We start from the raw sequence: 15,137 nt of genomic DNA, 5'->3' as shown, positions 1-15,137 counted from the left end.
ATGGATAATTCTTTACATATTCGACTATACGGAAAACGCCATTCCGTGTCAATGCTCCCTCTCACGGAAAGAAGAGCTGGAAGATGCGGTAGAGGAGAGGGTCGGGCGGGGCGGGCGGCTGCTCCTCTTCGGCCTCTGCCACAGGGGGAACCACCACCATGTCACCCCGGTTCACCCTGTCGTATATCGAAGAAAGCGTGAGGCTCCCCTCACTCACCAGATCGCTCACCGCCTCGACCTTCACCCTTCCCAGGACACCTTCCGGATCCCAGGTGAACCCTCCGCTCACCCCTTCGAGCCGTACCGTAGCAGGATCGAGCACCACGAACTCCATCCCCTCCTCCACCCCATGGACGCGTCCTATGTTGAGAAGGACCGAGGAGAACCTACGGTCCGCGATCGTTCCGTAGAGAGGAACGGCTGCAGAGACTTCCTCGGCCACCCGGAGGAGGGATTCTTTCAGGCGGTCGTTCCCGTACTTCCGTATCCTGAACTCCTTCTTGAGCAGGCCGCTCGAACCGAGATAGAGTCTGGCCCTCCACTCTACCACCCTGTCGGTCTCCACGCAGTCGAGGAGGAGGAAAAAGTCCGCCCCGTCCCCTCTGGCCCGGCCGAAGGCCTCCTCCCAGGAGAGAGGATGGTCGTCCTCCACCTTGACCGTGAGCCGCTCATCCACGCCCAATGCGAAACGCAACCCGGCGAGGAGGTAAGGGAGGGAAAACGGGTGCAGATCTGTGGACCTGGAGGAAAGCCCCACGAGTATGCCGATGGAGGGAGGGGTGAGGTCGAAGGGGTTCACCCCCCAACGGGAAGGGACGTCCTCCTCGAGCATCCGGCGGGCCACTTCCAGACGGTCCTCCACGTGTTGATCCGCGATGCCGGAAGAGACCATGAATTCGAGCCTGTCCACGTACTTGTGGGGGAATCCCATCCTCCGCTGAAGTTCCGCAAACTCGAGATTCGCCCCAGCGTCGTAGGGGAAGAGGCGCAAACCCCTCCTCAGGAAGTGATAGGCCCTCCGAAAATAGAACTTTTCGGCATATTCCCTTGCTCTCGTGAAGTGATAGCCCGCCGCCGCTCGTCTCTCAGGGGCCGAAACGGGAAACCGCTCGAGCAATATCCTCTCCATGGCGTAGCGGGCCACCTCGTCGTCGGGATATCGCTCCAACACCTCCCGGAAGGCCCTGAGACTCTCCTCAGGACGATCGAGTCGGTCCAGGATCACGCCTTTGAGGTACCATCCCTCCCGGGAATCCGGTCGAGCGCCGAGGAAACCGTCGAGGTGATCGAGTGCCTCTTGAAACCGTCCCTTCCCCGTGGCGACCTGGGCGAGGAGATAGGAGGCCTCCACCGCATTCTCATCGAGGGTGAGGGCGCGTCGGGCCTCCCTCTCGGCCTCGTCCCATTCCTCCTTTCTCAGGTGGGAGGAGGCGGCGAGGAGGTGCACCTCCGGATCCGATGGATAGAGACGAAGGGCCTCTTCGAGATACGAAGCGGCCTTGTCCCGTTCCCCTCTATACTCGTAGAGAAAGGCGAGTATGGTGAGAATCTTCTTGTGTTCCGGAAACATCCTGAGGGTGCGCTCGTACTCCCTCAGGGCTGAGGCCACCTGCCCTCTCGCGAGCGAAAGCTCCGCGATCCCCATGCCGGCCTCCACGTTCTGAGGTTCCCGGGAAAGGATGTCACGATAGATCCGCTCGGCCTCTTCGAGTCTTCCCAGTGCAAGAAGGCACCGTGCATAGAGGAGGTGGTTATCGGTGGAGCGGGGATCGAGGCTCTTCGCCTTCTCCGCTCCTGCCAGGGCCACCTCGTACTGACCGAGGGAGAAGTACGCTTCGGCCAGTCCCTTGTAGGCCTGGACGAACGCCGGATTCTTCTGGATCGCCTGTTGGTAGAGTTCGATCGCCCTGTGGTAGTCTTCCTGGATCCGGGCCTCTTCCCCCTGTCGGAAAAGCTGGAGGGATGTCTCTTCCCCTGCCAGAGGAGAGACGATCAGCATGAACAGGAGAAAGAGCCGGTACCTCATCCATCCTCCCCCCGCGCGTCCTTTCCGCCCGACCTTCCCGGGAGCACCACCTTCACCTTCTTGATCTTGTGCCCCTCGAGGTCCTGCACGATGAACTCTATATCGTTGTAAATCACGCGTTCATAGCACACCGGGATCTTACCGAGAAGCTCGAACACGAACCCCCCGAGGGTGTCGGTCTCAGGACTCTCCAGTTCGATCCCCAGGATGTCGCCGAGCTCCTCGAGGAGGATCCGAGCGTCACAGAGGAAGGTCCTCTCGTCGAGCTGAACCACCTCCTCCTCTTCATTGTCGAACTCGTCCTGTATGTCCCCCACGATCTCTTCTATGATGTCCTCCAGACATACGATACCCGATACCCCACCGTACTCGTCGACCACGATGGCGATGTGAACCCTCCTTCGCTTCATCTCCCTGAGGAGGTCATCGAGGCGTTTGCTCTCCGGGATGAAGTAGGCGGGCCGTACGAGCTTCCCTATCTCGATGGGTTGATTCTTGACGAGGAGCTTCAGGAGATCCTTCACATACAGGATCCCCACCACGTTGTCGATCGTCTTCTCGTATGCCGGGAGACGGGAATGTCCGGAATCGGCGACCCTTTCGAGCAGCTCCTCCAGAGGACTCTCTATGTCCACGAAGACCACGTCGATACGGGGGACCATCACTTCCTTCACGGTGGTCTCGGAGAGTTCCTCTATACCCCTGATCATGTCCTGTTTTTCAGCCTCCACCTCGGGCGGCGGCTGTTCCCTCTTCTTCGGCCCGAAGAGAGAGAAGAGAGAAAAACCCCTACGTTCGGATTTCAAACCGGTATTCCTCCTTGACACGTGAAAGAATGTCCTCCTGGTATACGAGCATCGGCTCTGAGGGATCGGTGCTCATATGGTCCATGCCCGAGAGGTGGAGGAGCCCATGGAGGATCACCCTCAGAAGCTCCTCATGTGCAGGCACACCCCAGTCAGCGGCTTGATGCACCACCACCTCCGGCGCGATCACGATATCTCCCTGGATACGAGATCCCCCCTCGGAATTGGGGAAGGAAAGCACGTCGGTGGGTTCGTCCTTTCCCCTGAACGTCCTGTTGAGTTCCTGGATGAACTCCGCGGAACACATCACCACCGCGATGTCTCCGGACTCTTTCCCCACTTCCTCGAGCACCCGTGCGACGAAGGAAGCGACCACCTCTTGCCACGGGGAGGGAGGGATATCTTTCCATATCACCACGATCTCACTCACTCCGGGGATCCTTCTTCGTATCGGGATATTCTATCCTCGTATGGACGCTGGCGGCAAGGATTCTCACGAACGTCTCCTCTATGCGGGTGAGGTCCTTGATGGTGAGAGGGGCGTCGTCGAGTTGGCCGTTCTTCAACTTCTCGAAGATGACCGCGTGCACCCGCTTCTCGATGGCTGCATGCGAAGGTTTGCCCGAGAGGGCGCGTACCGCAGCCTCCACTGCATCGGCCAACATCACGATGGCCGCTTCTCTGGTGAGAGGCCGATCTCCTGAATACGAGTAGTCCTCCCTACTCACCTCGCCCCCGTTCTTCTTTACGGCCTCCTGATAGAAGTACTTGATGAGATCGTCTCCGTGGTGCTGGGCGATGATATCGATCACCGCCTGTGGAAACCCCATCTTCTTCGCGATCTCCACCCCCCGCTTTGCATGAGCCTTGATGACCGCGGAGGAGAGCGAAGGATTGAGGTCGTCGTGTCGATTCGTTCCTCGTTGATTCTCCACGAAGTACTCTGGCTGTTCGATCTTCCCTATGTCGTGGTAGTAGGAACCCACCCGCGCGAGAAGGGGGTTGGCCCCCACCACCTCTGCAGCGGCCTCGGCCAACTGGGCGACCATCATGCTGTGGCTGTAGGTACCCGGGGCTACGGCGAGCATCCGTTTGAGGAGGGGTGTGTTGAGATCCGAGAGTTCCAGGAGTCGGAACCTCGTAGGCGCGTTGAGGAGGTGCTCGATGAGCGGGAGGAGCATGGTGACGAGCATCCCCGAAACGAGGACGTTCGCCGCACCATATCCCATGAACGTCCCCACATCCGTGAGAGAGAGGGAAGCGAGCCCTCCGAGCACCCCGGTGACGGGAATGCTCACCACAGTGAGGATCAGGGAGGACCGGATGAGATCCATGCGTTGTCTCACCCCGTGCACGAGAAGCACTCCACCCATACCCATGGCGAGCGAGAAGAGATAGGCATGCATATCGAACCCGAAAAAAGGAAGGAAGAAGACAGACAGGAATCCCACGGCAAGAAGCGATCGCTCACGGCCCCAGAACACGGGGAGGAACAGGGCGCAGACCGGGAGGAGGAGAAGCACTCCGGGAGAGACGCCCTCTGGAGGGGGGAAGAGGATCCGAAGTCCGAACCCAAGGAGGATGAGAAGGACGAGGAGGGCGGAAAAGAACCTCCAGAACCCTGCGGCAGCGCTGGACTGGAGATCGGGAGCCATGCGGAGGAGGAGGAATCCCAGGAAGAGGACCGCCGATGAAAAGACGAACTCCCAGAGAAACGAACGGGGGACCGTAAAGACGCGGTATCTCTTGAGCAAGTTGAGAGTGGCCACATCGTCCTCTGTGAGCACGAATCCCTTCCTCACGATCACGTCGCCCTTCTTGAACTCGCGCACTACGGGTTCCACATTGCTCAATATTGCATCGCGCTTCTCTTCCGATGCCCTCCTGTCATACACCACGTTTTCCCGGATGAACCTCGAGACGAACAGCTCGAGAGCCTCCACCTCCCGATCCGTAAACCCATACTTGGTCCGGTACTCCTCGATCACCTCGGAAAGCCGGGATCTCGTGAGAACGTCTCCCATACTCCGGGAGAGGGCCCGGAAGGTCTCGCCTTCTGAAGGGATGCGGAGTTCCACGGTATCCGCGTACCCGAGCACTTCCGAATCCGGGAGTCTGAACACACCCTGTTCCTCCACCCGCTGCATGAGGGAGGAGAGGGCCTCCCTCCATCGAGGATGTGCGGCCGCTTCGAACAGGAGCGTGAACTCCTCTTCAGAGAGCATCCCCGGGAGTCGCGCTTGGAAACGGAAGTACGCCCCCTTCACATCCGCCTCGGAAGAAGGCCCCCTGGACGCAGGATCCAGGACGAGCTCCCGTACAGCGGCGAACTCCCTCTGCATGATCTCCGTGACCTTCCTGTCGAGGACGAAGACAGGGGGAACCAGTCTCTCCATGGCGCTGAGCCTTATCGCAGTGGCCTTCTCGTCCACCACCACCACATCACGGTCCAGCACCACATCCCGCTCCGCCACTCTGCCCACCTCGAAGTCGTCGTATGAAGGACGCTCGAGAAGGTCGAGCACACGCAACCCTCCCACCTGGATGAGAGAGAGACAAAGCACGACGGCCGCGCCCCAGAGGACATCCAGCGGGAGACGTCGAAGCCGTCCCACCACCCGAAAAAGAAACGAGAGGAATGGGCTACGAGGGGTCTCTTTCATATGCCTCTATGATCTTCTTGACAAGGGGATTCCGCACCACATCCTCCCGCGTGAAGTAGGAGAACCGTATCTCGTCTATCCCCTGCAGGATGGATTCCGCATGGAGGAGCCCGGACCTTCCGGGGTCGGGCAGATCTATCTGGGTCACGTCACCCGTTATCACCGCCTTCGAATTCTGACCGAGCCGGGTGAGGAACATCTTCATCTGTTCCCTGGTGGTGTTCTGGGCCTCGTCGAGGATGATGTAACTGTTGTCGAGACTCCTCCCCCTCATATACGCCAGAGGAATGATCTCGATCATCCGTTGTTCCTCCATCTTCTGGTACATCTCGAGGGGGATGAGGGCATCGATGGCATCGTAGAGCGGCTTGAGATAGGGATTGATCTTCTGGAGGAGGTCACCGGGAAGGAATCCGAGGCGCTCTCCTGCCTCCACCACCGGACGGGTGAGCACCAGTTTCTTTCGTTTCCGCGAGATGAGCTCCTCGAGGGCATGGGCCACCGCCAGGAAGGTCTTCCCCGTACCCGCAGGTCCTATGGCGAAGACCATAGTATGCTCCCGCATCGCCTGGATGTACACCGCCTGATTGTAAGTTCGGGGGAAGATGGTGGTCTGTCCCCCTCGTATGGAGATGGAGACATCCTTGAGGAGCTGGGTCTCCTCCTCCGCATCTCTGAAGGCCGAATCGAAGAGGGACTCTATGAGATATCTTCCCGGGAGATGTCCTCTTTGCACGTGGTAGCGGAGTTCCTCCACCACTTTTTTGAGGGCGCGGATCTTCCCGGCATCGTCGGAAAGGATGGTGATCTCGTTGCCCCTCGTGCGGATGGGCGCACCCAGGATGTGCTCGAAAAGCACGAGGTTTTCGTCGTGTGTCCCACATATCCCTGCGAGGAGGGCGTTGTCCTCGACGACGATGGTGTAACCCTTTTTGGATCGCTCGTTTACCATCTTCTGTTTGATCCTACATAGTAGGCAGAAGCGCTCACCCCGTCAAGAGGAAGACCCTTTCCTTTCGAGAGAGAGCAACCTGCCAAGATCAGGGAGTCTCTTCGGGTGGTACCTGTAAGAGAGCACGTGAAAGGCGAGATCGAACGCCTCCCCTGCACGGGAGAGGACGGCGGAATCACTCGTCGCGATGAGCACACCGGCACGCTTCAATTCGTAATCCGCAGAATCACACACCGAGACCTCGCCTGCAAGTCCTCGGACATCGAAACGTCGTTGAAGAGCGGAAGCCAGGTCTCCGCTATGGGAGACCGGTCTGTCGAGGAGGATGCGGATTCCCACCCCGGGGAGCTCGGTCTCGAAGAAGGAGAAAAGGGCTTCCACCACCTCCTCGAGAATCTTCACGTGGTGGATATGACCGTGGATGCCGCCTATATCCCTGAGGAAACCGTCAGTGGAAAGAAAGACAGGCCTGCCGAGGCGATACGTGAGGAGGGTGAGGAGTATGTTGTATCCGTCCACGAGGAGGCTCCCCCTTTCCAGGATCCGCACGAGAGGCACCTGCTTTTCCCTGTGGGCCTTGGAGACGGAACTCGGCAACACGCCGCGGTAAAGGATCATCCGTTGATCCCGGGAGAGGCGGAATCGATTCCCCACGAGCCTCGCCACATCCCCTTCGGGATAACCTCTGTCGAGCAGCCAGAGATAGTCCCGTGCCGCTTCGAGAAAGGCAGGGGAAAAGAGATCCTCGAACGCATCGTTCATCCCGTTCCTCGCATACGGGGCGGATTCCACGCGCTGAACACGGCATGGATGTCCTCTGGGCGTTCACTCACACACAGGAGATCCCTGAAAGAGGCTTTGAGAAAGCCTTCTTCCACCATCCTCTCGATGAGTGAGAGGAGAGGGTCGTAGAACCCCTGGAAGTTGAGGAGCATGACAGGTTTCGCATGCTGTTCCAGCTGGAGGAGGGTGTACACCTCGAAGAACTCGTCCATGGTACCGATCCCGCCCGGAAGCACCACGAATCCGTCCGCCTTCTCCTCCATGAATACCTTCCGTTCGGCCATCCCCCCCACCACCACATACGTCACTCCCTCCATCCGCTCCACCCATCCCTCCATGAACCGGGGGAGCACTCCGGTGACCCGCCCTCCTTTCCGCAGTGCGCCCCGAGCCACCGCTCCCATGAGCCCCACGTCCCCACCACCGTATATGAGTTCAAGACCCTCCTCCGCAAGCACCTCGCCCACCCGCTCCGCGAGCCGTCTATACCCGTCCGCTCTCCCCTCGGAAGCCCCGCAGAAGACAGCCACCGTTCGTACGTGATACATGAATCCTCCCTCCGCGATACCGTTTTTCGTAGGTTTACCACAGAGCCGCGGTAAGGACCAGTACACCCCCCATGAGGGCGAGACCATCCGGTCGGGCATCCCCCTCCGCCATCCCCCATGCACAGGCGGCCCAGGCCACCCCCATCCAGGTCGCCACCACATCCCGCCACTCCACATCGCCCCCCGAGAGCCCGTCCCACACCTCTTTCCCGATCGCCGCACCGATCCCCATCCCCGCCCCCAGAGGGAGCCCAGTTCCATCCCAAAGCGCTCCCATGCCTCCACCGAGCAGGGTGAGTCCCGCTCCCATGCAGAAGTGACGCCCCTTGTCGGTGAACGGAGATCCAGTGGTACCCTCGAGGCCGGCCACCGATCCCGCTATGAGCATCAGGAGAAGGACGATCCGCACTCTCCTCACGATACAGGAGTATATCCCCATCCGCGAATGAAGACCACCCCCGTATTTCCATCACATCTCCCCTGTGGTATCGTTGGCGTATGAGCATCACACCTCGCAAGGCGCTCCAGGACGTTCCACGGATCATCCACGGAGGACTCCATGGAGGATCCTCACGCCTCCTCGACTTCAGCGTGAACCTCAATCCCTTCCCCATCCCTCGGGTGATACGGCGTGCGGTCATCCGGGGCATACGTCACGCGTATCCGGACACCGCCGCGGCCCTCCTCATCGACGCCCTCAGCACCCACCTGTCCGTCCCGAGCGATTGGCTGATGGCCCTCAACGGTACCTCCGAGGGGATACTCCTGCTCTCCCTCTGCTATCTTTCGCCGGGGGATTCCGTCCTCATCGTGTCTCCCACGTATCAGGAATACGAGCGGGCTGCACTGCTCATGGAAGCACGTGTCCACCATCATCGCCTCGAGGAGAGAGCCCTCTTCGGGCTCCACACGGAACGTCTCGAGGACGACATCCGTAGGATCCGCCCCCGGCTCCTCTGGATCGGCAGCCCCAACAACCCCACCGCCACACACCTCACCCAGGAACAGGTGCGCGAAATCCTCTCGGTCTGTGAATCGACGGGCACGCTTTTCATCCTCGACGAGGCGTACGCCAACTTCCTCCCCTCGGGCCCCCTTTCGCCGCTCCAACCCTTCGTGCGGAGCGGTCACCTCGCCGTACTCCGATCCATGACCAAGGACTATCTCCTGACTCCCCTACGCCTGGGCTACATCGTCGCCCATCCGGACATCATCTCCACCCTCAAGAAGGCGCAACCCCCCTGGTCGGTGAACATCCCTGCCCAGGAGGCGGGCCGTGCCGCCATCCGGATCACGGATGTCTTCGCCAGGCAATGGCGGGCCGCCCGCAACCTCGCCCGTGATCTCCGCCACGCCATCGAGTCCCTCGGATATCCCACCATACCCTCGGAGTGCAACTTCTTTCTCTCACACGTGGGAGACTCCTCCGGGATCACCGCAGCCCTCCAGACACTGGGAGTGGTGGTGAGGGACTGCTCGTCCTTCGGGCTTCCTTCCTACATACGCATAGGGACGAGAACGGCCCGCGACAACGCCCTCCTCATCCGGGCCCTCCGGCACGTCGGGAGAAAGCGGCCGTAGACGAGGAGAGCCCACCCGGAGGGGCGGGCTCTCCTTCTCCGGAGGGGCGGGCTCTCCTTCTCCGGAGGGGCGACTAGAACTTGATGAGCACCCCGATGAGGCCTGAACCGTACCACCCATAGTAGCCGCCTTCCAGGTTGATCGCGAAGTTGGGCGTGAGGAAGTAGCTCACACCAGCGAGCGTCCCGATCCCGATCCTGAACTCATGGTCCTGTTCCCCCGTCCATCCCCACGAGTACGAAGTGAACTGCGGGCCGAGGCCCACATACCAGTCCGTGTTGGCGAGGAACTTCACGTTCTCAGGGGCGCTCTCTTCCGTGAACCCCAGATGGGCGGTCGCAAAGACCCCTCCTCCAAGGTAGGCGTAGTGATAGTCGTCTCCCAAGTAGTCATCGGTCCACCCATAGTACGAGACCCGTGCGGCACCACCAAAGGTGAGGGGGACCTTTTCCCCGAGATCGATCTGATGGAAGATCACCTCCACTCCACCTGAGACATCGACGGCGCCCCAGAAGAACCCCCACCCCACCCCTGCGTAGATACCGAAATCACCCGGCCCCATGAGGGCCTCCATCGCCCCATCAGTCTCCTGGGCGAAGGCCATGCCTCCCACGACGCACAAGAACACCACAACAACACCACACCTTCTCATCGTTGACCTCCTAGGATTCAGGGATGTTACCCTACAACATACCACATGCCGGCTCGCAATTCAGGGAATTTCCTCCGAACAGTGGACACGTGGGTTCCTGATGGGAAGCATCACCCTATCTCCGAAGGGGGCCCCCCCTCGAGAGGCCTGCCCTGTCGCAAATAAGAAAGGAAGAGGCGGAACTGTTCACGGTTCATCGAGGCGATCTGGGCATAGGAGAGGGAAGCGACATGTCCCGACGAGGGGAGTCGTTCGAGATCTTCCAGATACATCTTTCCCAGATCCCTCATCACCTCCTTCTCGAAGAGGACCTTCCCCCCCTGGTATCCGGTGAGTCTCGTCACACCGGTGGAAGGATCCATCGCAAGATGGAGGATCTGGAGATGCTGGAAGGAGGGGATGAAGAGGTCGATGTTGAGGGCGAAGAAATTCCACGAGGTGAGGAAGTGATAGACGAGGCGTACCTGATCATGTTTGTAGATCACACTGAGGTTGAGGTACTCCACATCGAGGACACCCGAACGGGTATGTCCATCGTCCCGCAGATTCGAAAACTCGATGAGAGGGGCGAACGATCCCGGCCCTCCCCCCTGGGGGGGCCTCACCGTCTGCCGTATGAACTCGTATACCTCGGTTTCCTCCCTGAACGCTGAGACTGAAAGTACGTTCGTAACCCATCCCGACATATTCCCAGTATACCACCTTTCAGTGGTTTGTCCAGAGAAAGAACCCGCAGGCTTCCCGGATACAGACAAAGACAGCCACCCCGCAGGGTGGCTGTCGGATACCGATCTCGCGTATTCCGATCGCGGACTATCTCACTGGGTCTGCGTCTCGGCCCCCGCCTCCGTACCGGCCTCGGCGTGCATCTTCTTCCGCTCGAGATAGCGGAGCACCTGGAGGTTCCCGAGTCTGCGGAGTTCGGCGTTTCGACGCGCTTCTTCTCTCGACTGGAGGATACCCCAGATGGCCTCGTGGTCGATGTCCTCTTCGAGATCGAGCACGGCCTTGTCGTAGACCACGCGCACATCCTTGATGTAGGTGATGAAATCACCACCCGCCATGCTCCCATCCTTGTAGATCCTGAACCCGATGAGCTTCACAAGAGGCCGCAGGTTGGGATAGAGAGGATAGGTCTTGAGTTCCCGCTTCCTCACGTCCTCGATGTAGTTCGGGTTCTCCCACACGAGCTCCTTCCAGCCGTCGAAGTTCAGATAGCCGAGGAAGATCTCCTGCTGCTCGCCGTTCTGATCCTGGAGGATGAGGGAGAGGCCCTGTGGGAAGTTGAGTCCCCGAACGTTCACATGGACCGACTTCAGGACGCCCACGTTGGTGACCACCCCGTATCCATGGAATTTAGTCCCCTTTCCTACTTCTTCCTGAGGTACGCTGAGGGTCCCGTCAGGATTCACCACGGTCTTGTCCGCATATGCGGGGATCTCGAAGGGCGGCTGGACGATCGCCCAGGCGTTGTAGGGGGTATCCGGGAAGGCCACCCGCACGCCCATCACCGTCTCTCCGGCGTACTTGGGAGCCGTGTCCTTCACCCTCGCCTCTCTGACATAGGAGTTCACCTCGGTGACCACGAACCTGGCCGAAGAGTTGAGGTGGACCTCCCAGTTGTTGATTGCGAGCGAGGTCTTCATGAGGGCCTTATCCTCCTCGCTGAACCCCGCACCCGCAGAGACACTGTAGTCCACGAGGGTGGCACTGTTCTCCGTGGGATTATCCGCGGGATAGTCAGGCGTGAGGGTGGAAAAATCTATAAGGACAGCTTCCTCCGCAAGGACCTGCAGACTCCCCAGAACCAGAAGACTCATCGCCAAAAGCATAAAGATCCGTTTCATCCCGTGCTCCTTTTTCATAAAGGCTTACTAATTAGAATTATACGTATCACGTTTGGTTTGTCAATGTTTTTTTGGCAAAGACAAAAAAAATTTTCACATTTCCTTCTCCAGATCCTCAAGGAAGGGAGACTCATAGGGGAGCTGCCCCTCGATCGTTATGTTCATTTCTTTTATATATCGAAAATTAAAGAATACGTTCTTCCTGAGGGCCTCCAAACTCTGACGGAACGACACCTGCAATCTCTCCGTGGAGAAAAAGGCCTCCTTGCTGAGATCGAGGTAGACCGTGGTCTCGGTGACGATGAGGATCAGTATACGTGTGTCGTGGGTGAAGAGAGGGGTGTGCGTCACCTCCTTGGGACCGAGGAAGAGGTGCCGGATGAACTCCTCCACCTGCCCCTCCCTCGTCTCCTCCCGGGGGAGATAGTGTACCTCGCCTTCGAGGCGCGGCGTGATCACTCCGGGAAAGAAGGTGACCACCCGCACATCTTCGGGAGGGAATACCCGGTAGAGGAAGACGGAGAGGACGAATGTCACGATATACGCCGCGAGTGCATACTCAGGCCTCGTGAGGATGTTCCTTCGCACGGATCCTTCCTTGCACGACATCAGAATGAGAGCGATTCATAGTGCTCTATGAATCGGGCGACTCCATTATAGAGGCCGCGCGCGATATCCTGCAAGTAGGCAGGGGTGGAGAGCAGCCTCGCCTCCTCGGGTTCGGTGACGAATCCCACCTCCACGAGGACCGCAGGCATCCGCGCGTTCCTCACCACGTACCACTTCTCGGCCTTGAGCCCCCTGTTGGGACTCACCTTCCCGATCGTCGACTCGAGCCCGTCGGAGACCATTCGTGCGAGGAGCAGTCCCTCGACGAAGAGCTCCTCCTCCTTCATGCTGTTGAGGATGGGGAAGACCTCCTCCGCCTCGACATCCTTTGGATCCACCACTGTTCTCCGATAGTCCTCGGGGAGATACCACACTTCGAAGCCCTTCGCGTTTCGATTGAGAGAGGCGTTCGCATGAATCGAGATGAAGAGAACGGCATCCTCCCAATAGTCGCTCAGTACGGTGTTGGCGAATTCGGTGCGCTCTTCCAGCGAGAGGTAGCGGTCGGATTCCCTGGTGAGGAAGATGCGCTTGTCGGGATACGCCTTCTCGAGGAGATCCCTCAACCGGAGGGAGATGGAGAGCACCACCTCCTTCTCCTGGATCACGAGCTTCTTCCCGTCGGACAGGGTGTGGGTGCCTATGGTCCCCGGATCCTTGCCCCCATGTCCGGGATCGAGGATGATCGCGGCGATCCGAGGGCCCCGTTCCTCCTCGAGGAGGGAGAGAAGGCGGTCCTTTGTCTCGTCGGTGAGGAAAATCGCGCCGTTCCGTTCGGTGAATGTCACCTTCACAGGGGTACGGTAATCCAGGTAGGCCACAGGACTCTCCGGCGAGAAGGAGAGGAGATGGGAGGGTGTGGAGATGAGGCCTTTCCTCCCAAGGGGATCCCAGTAGAGATGGCCTCCGACATCGTGGAGGAAGGAGAGGAGTGGATATATACCTGCGTTCCCTTCCTCACCGAACACGGCGACGAGAGAAACGAGGAACACGAGCAGGAAGAGGACTCCTCTCTTCATCCCACAGGCTCCAGGGTTCTCGGATCAACTCCCTCGCGGAGGGTGTCCACGTACCACCTCGCGCCCTGCCAGCCACCTTTGAGAAGGGCAATCCAGAAGTCCCTCCCCAGAATCCGCGGGAGAGGTGGCATCGAGGCGAGGTATGTGTCCATCTCTTCCAGGATCTCCCCTATGGTGTGACAGTACCAATCCCGGTCCTGTTTCACCCTGAGAGGGAGGATGTCCACATAGGCGTTCCGTCCTACGTTCCTCACCCGACAGGGAGGGGAAACCCGAGGTAAGCTGCGGTACAGAGGCGAGAGACGAGAGAGGTGGACCTCTTCGTGATGAGCGAGTCCGAAGGCGGAAGGGAACGAGGTGTCTTCGAAAAGGAAGGAGGAGGTCTCCGTATCTCCGGGGAGGAGTACGAGTCTCACCCGGGACACGCTCCCTTCTGCGCGGGCGACCGCCTCTTCCCGAGTCTCGCCAAGGGCGAGCACGTTCCCGCACTTCTCCACGTTGTTCGTCGGGAAGCGCACCCTGTCTCCGGGAGAGATCCTGAGGAAGGTCTTCTTCACCCCCGGCTCGAGCCTGAGGAGGTGGAAGCCTTCTATCGATCGCACCACGCCGGGTATGGAGAGAAAGGCCCGCTCGGCGCACACCCGTTCCCACCGGGGGGAAAGATCACCCGGCGGGAGGCCGACCGCGATGCGGAGGGCGGCCTCGGTGACCTCCACCCCCGAGGCATAGGGATAGGTCCACCCCGACATGTAGCCGCCCGAGAGGCGGGCCGCGATCTCGCCGATGACAGGGCCGCGGCCGGTGTAGAACACGTCGCCCTTCGCCGCACCCTCGGTGATCCCCAAGGCCTTCACGGCCTGGACAAAGACCTCCTCGAGCTCGGCCCTCACCGAGGGGGGGGTATCCGTGGGCATGGTGTGGCCCATCTCCACGAAATAAGGAGGGAAGAAGATGTGCCTGTCGGCGACGCCGCAGATGTGCACCTCTCCCCGCCACACCACGGCGTCGATACTGAACTCCGGACCCTCGAGGAACTCCTCCAGCACCACCTTCCCGGAGAGGGAACAGGCCGCAGCCCTCTCGAACGCCTCCTCAAGCTCAGTGGTGTCCCTCACCAGCCGCACGCCACGGGCCCCCATGTTGTCCGCGGGCTTCACCACGAGGGGAAAGGGGATCCGACGTGCCTCCTCGAGGAGGCGGTTCGCTCTCTCCTCACGTGAGAGCACCCCATATCGGGGTACCGGGATTCCCGCACGGTGGAGGTGGTCCCGCATGAGCGCCTTGTCCTTGGCCCTCAACGCCACCTCGTAGGGTATGCCCGGGAGCCCCATCCTCTCGGCCACGTAGGCCACGCTCGTGGAGAAGTCGGTGCCTGCGGTGAACACACCGTGAAGCCCTCCCTGAGAGGCGAGCTTCCGGGCTGCAGCGAGGAGCCCTTCGGTATCCTTGAGATCGACGTGGAAGAAGAGATCCGCAAGCCGTGCCCCTGGGGCAGAGGGGTCGGCGTCGGCCACAGCCACCCTCCATCCCAGGCGCCTGGCGATCTTGATCGCGGGAAGCTGCATGACCCCTGCACCGAGGATGAGTACGGTCTTCTGGTCTTCCATGATCCCCTCCCACACTACACCTCTTACTCCAAGAATCGGCACAT

At 59.9% G+C, this 15,137-nt stretch carries 15 protein-coding genes; 1 reads left to right on the top strand and 14 read right to left on the bottom strand.

Annotated elements, in window-relative coordinates:
* Window positions 1–61: 61 nt before the first annotated feature.
* The 8 genes from STHERM_RS04825 to STHERM_RS04790 are packed head-to-tail and all read right to left on the bottom strand — an operon-like array spanning window position 62 to window position 8,196.
* Entirely contained in the window at window positions 62–2,026 is a 1,965-nt protein-coding gene (locus STHERM_RS04825; protein ID WP_013313765.1) for a tetratricopeptide repeat protein, read from the bottom strand.
* Window positions 2,023–2,832, bottom strand: coding sequence for a hemolysin family protein (locus STHERM_RS04820; protein ID WP_041623273.1), 810 nt, complete (start codon window positions 2,830–2,832; stop codon window positions 2,023–2,025). Before STHERM_RS04820 ends, STHERM_RS04825 begins: the two co-directional genes overlap by 4 nt.
* The gene (gene ybeY / locus STHERM_RS04815) at window positions 2,816–3,262 is read right to left on the bottom strand and encodes an rRNA maturation RNase YbeY (RefSeq protein ID WP_013313763.1); all 447 of its coding nucleotides are present in this window, start codon (window positions 3,260–3,262) and stop codon (window positions 2,816–2,818) included. The genes STHERM_RS04820 and ybeY overlap by 17 nt, the downstream gene beginning before the upstream one ends.
* Window positions 3,255–5,495, bottom strand: a complete 2,241-nt coding sequence (locus tag STHERM_RS04810; RefSeq protein WP_013313762.1) for an HD family phosphohydrolase — start codon at window positions 5,493–5,495, stop codon at window positions 3,255–3,257. Before STHERM_RS04810 ends, ybeY begins: the two co-directional genes overlap by 8 nt.
* A complete protein-coding gene (locus tag STHERM_RS04805; RefSeq protein WP_013313761.1) occupies window positions 5,476–6,447 on the bottom strand; it encodes a PhoH family protein in 972 nt (323 codons plus the stop codon). Before STHERM_RS04805 ends, STHERM_RS04810 begins: the two co-directional genes overlap by 20 nt.
* A 42-nt stretch (window positions 6,448–6,489) precedes the next feature.
* Window positions 6,490–7,209 (bottom strand): DUF434 domain-containing protein, encoded by a 720-nt coding sequence (locus STHERM_RS04800; RefSeq protein ID WP_013313760.1) that lies wholly within the window; start codon window positions 7,207–7,209, stop codon window positions 6,490–6,492.
* The gene (locus tag STHERM_RS04795) at window positions 7,206–7,778 is read right to left on the bottom strand and encodes a TIGR00730 family Rossman fold protein (RefSeq protein WP_041623270.1); all 573 of its coding nucleotides are present in this window, start codon (window positions 7,776–7,778) and stop codon (window positions 7,206–7,208) included. Before STHERM_RS04795 ends, STHERM_RS04800 begins: the two co-directional genes overlap by 4 nt.
* 34 nt (window positions 7,779–7,812) lie before the next feature.
* Complete coding sequence (locus tag STHERM_RS04790) at window positions 7,813–8,196, bottom strand: hypothetical protein (RefSeq protein ID WP_237223363.1); 384 nt, start codon at window positions 8,194–8,196, stop codon at window positions 7,813–7,815.
* Window positions 8,197–8,276: 80 nt separating this feature from the next.
* On the opposite strand from STHERM_RS04790, the gene STHERM_RS04785 reads away from it, so the two are divergent.
* Complete coding sequence (locus STHERM_RS04785; RefSeq protein WP_013313757.1) at window positions 8,277–9,359, top strand: pyridoxal phosphate-dependent aminotransferase; 1,083 nt, start codon at window positions 8,277–8,279, stop codon at window positions 9,357–9,359.
* 73 nt (window positions 9,360–9,432) lie between these two features.
* Here STHERM_RS04785 and STHERM_RS04780 read toward each other — a convergent pair whose 3' ends face one another.
* From STHERM_RS04780 to STHERM_RS04755, 6 genes are all read right to left on the bottom strand, one after another.
* Entirely contained in the window at window positions 9,433–10,011 is a 579-nt protein-coding gene (locus STHERM_RS04780) for a hypothetical protein (RefSeq protein WP_013313756.1), read from the bottom strand.
* A gap of 110 nt (window positions 10,012–10,121) precedes the next feature.
* Window positions 10,122–10,697, bottom strand: coding sequence for a hypothetical protein (locus STHERM_RS04775; RefSeq protein ID WP_148223869.1), 576 nt, complete (start codon window positions 10,695–10,697; stop codon window positions 10,122–10,124).
* A 132-nt stretch (window positions 10,698–10,829) separates the two neighbouring features.
* On the bottom strand, window positions 10,830–11,858 hold the full coding sequence (locus STHERM_RS04770; RefSeq protein ID WP_013313754.1) for a flagellar filament outer layer protein FlaA: 1,029 nt from the start codon (window positions 11,856–11,858) through the stop codon (window positions 10,830–10,832).
* A gap of 93 nt (window positions 11,859–11,951) precedes the next feature.
* Entirely contained in the window at window positions 11,952–12,446 is a 495-nt protein-coding gene (locus STHERM_RS04765) for a hypothetical protein (RefSeq protein ID WP_013313753.1), read from the bottom strand.
* Window positions 12,447–12,466: 20 nt separating this feature from the next.
* Window positions 12,467–13,486, bottom strand: coding sequence for an N-acetylmuramoyl-L-alanine amidase family protein (locus STHERM_RS04760; RefSeq protein ID WP_013313752.1), 1,020 nt, complete (start codon window positions 13,484–13,486; stop codon window positions 12,467–12,469).
* The gene (locus tag STHERM_RS04755) at window positions 13,483–15,093 is read right to left on the bottom strand and encodes an ATP-grasp domain-containing protein (protein ID WP_013313751.1); all 1,611 of its coding nucleotides are present in this window, start codon (window positions 15,091–15,093) and stop codon (window positions 13,483–13,485) included. The genes STHERM_RS04760 and STHERM_RS04755 overlap by 4 nt, the downstream gene beginning before the upstream one ends.
* Between the last annotated feature and the right edge of the window lie 44 nt (window positions 15,094–15,137).

Source organism: Spirochaeta thermophila DSM 6192, from assembly GCF_000147075.1.
GTDB classification, from domain to species: domain Bacteria; phylum Spirochaetota; class Spirochaetia; order Winmispirales; family Winmispiraceae; genus Winmispira; species Winmispira thermophila_A.
This window is presented reverse-complemented; position numbering and strand designations above follow the sequence as displayed.

Bases quoted from the DNA above. Each gene is read 5' to 3' on its own strand.
- STHERM_RS04825 (WP_013313765.1), bottom strand. From the start codon at position 2,026: ATGAGGTACCGGCTCTTTCTCCTGTTCATGCTGATCGTCTCTCCTCTG.
- STHERM_RS04810 (WP_013313762.1), bottom strand. From the start codon at position 5,495: ATGAAAGAGACCCCTCGTAGCCCATTCCTCTCGTTTCTTTTTCGGGTG.
- STHERM_RS04805 (WP_013313761.1), bottom strand. From the start codon at position 6,447: ATGGTAAACGAGCGATCCAAAAAGGGTTACACCATCGTCGTCGAGGAC.
- STHERM_RS04800 (WP_013313760.1), bottom strand. From the start codon at position 7,209: ATGAACGATGCGTTCGAGGATCTCTTTTCCCCTGCCTTTCTCGAAGCG.
- STHERM_RS04795 (WP_041623270.1), bottom strand. From the start codon at position 7,778: ATGTATCACGTACGAACGGTGGCTGTCTTCTGCGGGGCTTCCGAGGGG.
- STHERM_RS04785 (WP_013313757.1), top strand. From the start codon at position 8,277: ATGAGCATCACACCTCGCAAGGCGCTCCAGGACGTTCCACGGATCATC.
- STHERM_RS04780 (WP_013313756.1), bottom strand. From the start codon at position 10,011: ATGAGAAGGTGTGGTGTTGTTGTGGTGTTCTTGTGCGTCGTGGGAGGC.
- STHERM_RS04775 (WP_148223869.1), bottom strand. From the start codon at position 10,697: ATGTCGGGATGGGTTACGAACGTACTTTCAGTCTCAGCGTTCAGGGAG.
- STHERM_RS04770 (WP_013313754.1), bottom strand. From the start codon at position 11,858: ATGAAACGGATCTTTATGCTTTTGGCGATGAGTCTTCTGGTTCTGGGG.
- STHERM_RS04760 (WP_013313752.1), bottom strand. From the start codon at position 13,486: ATGAAGAGAGGAGTCCTCTTCCTGCTCGTGTTCCTCGTTTCTCTCGTC.
- STHERM_RS04755 (WP_013313751.1), bottom strand. From the start codon at position 15,093: ATGGAAGACCAGAAGACCGTACTCATCCTCGGTGCAGGGGTCATGCAG.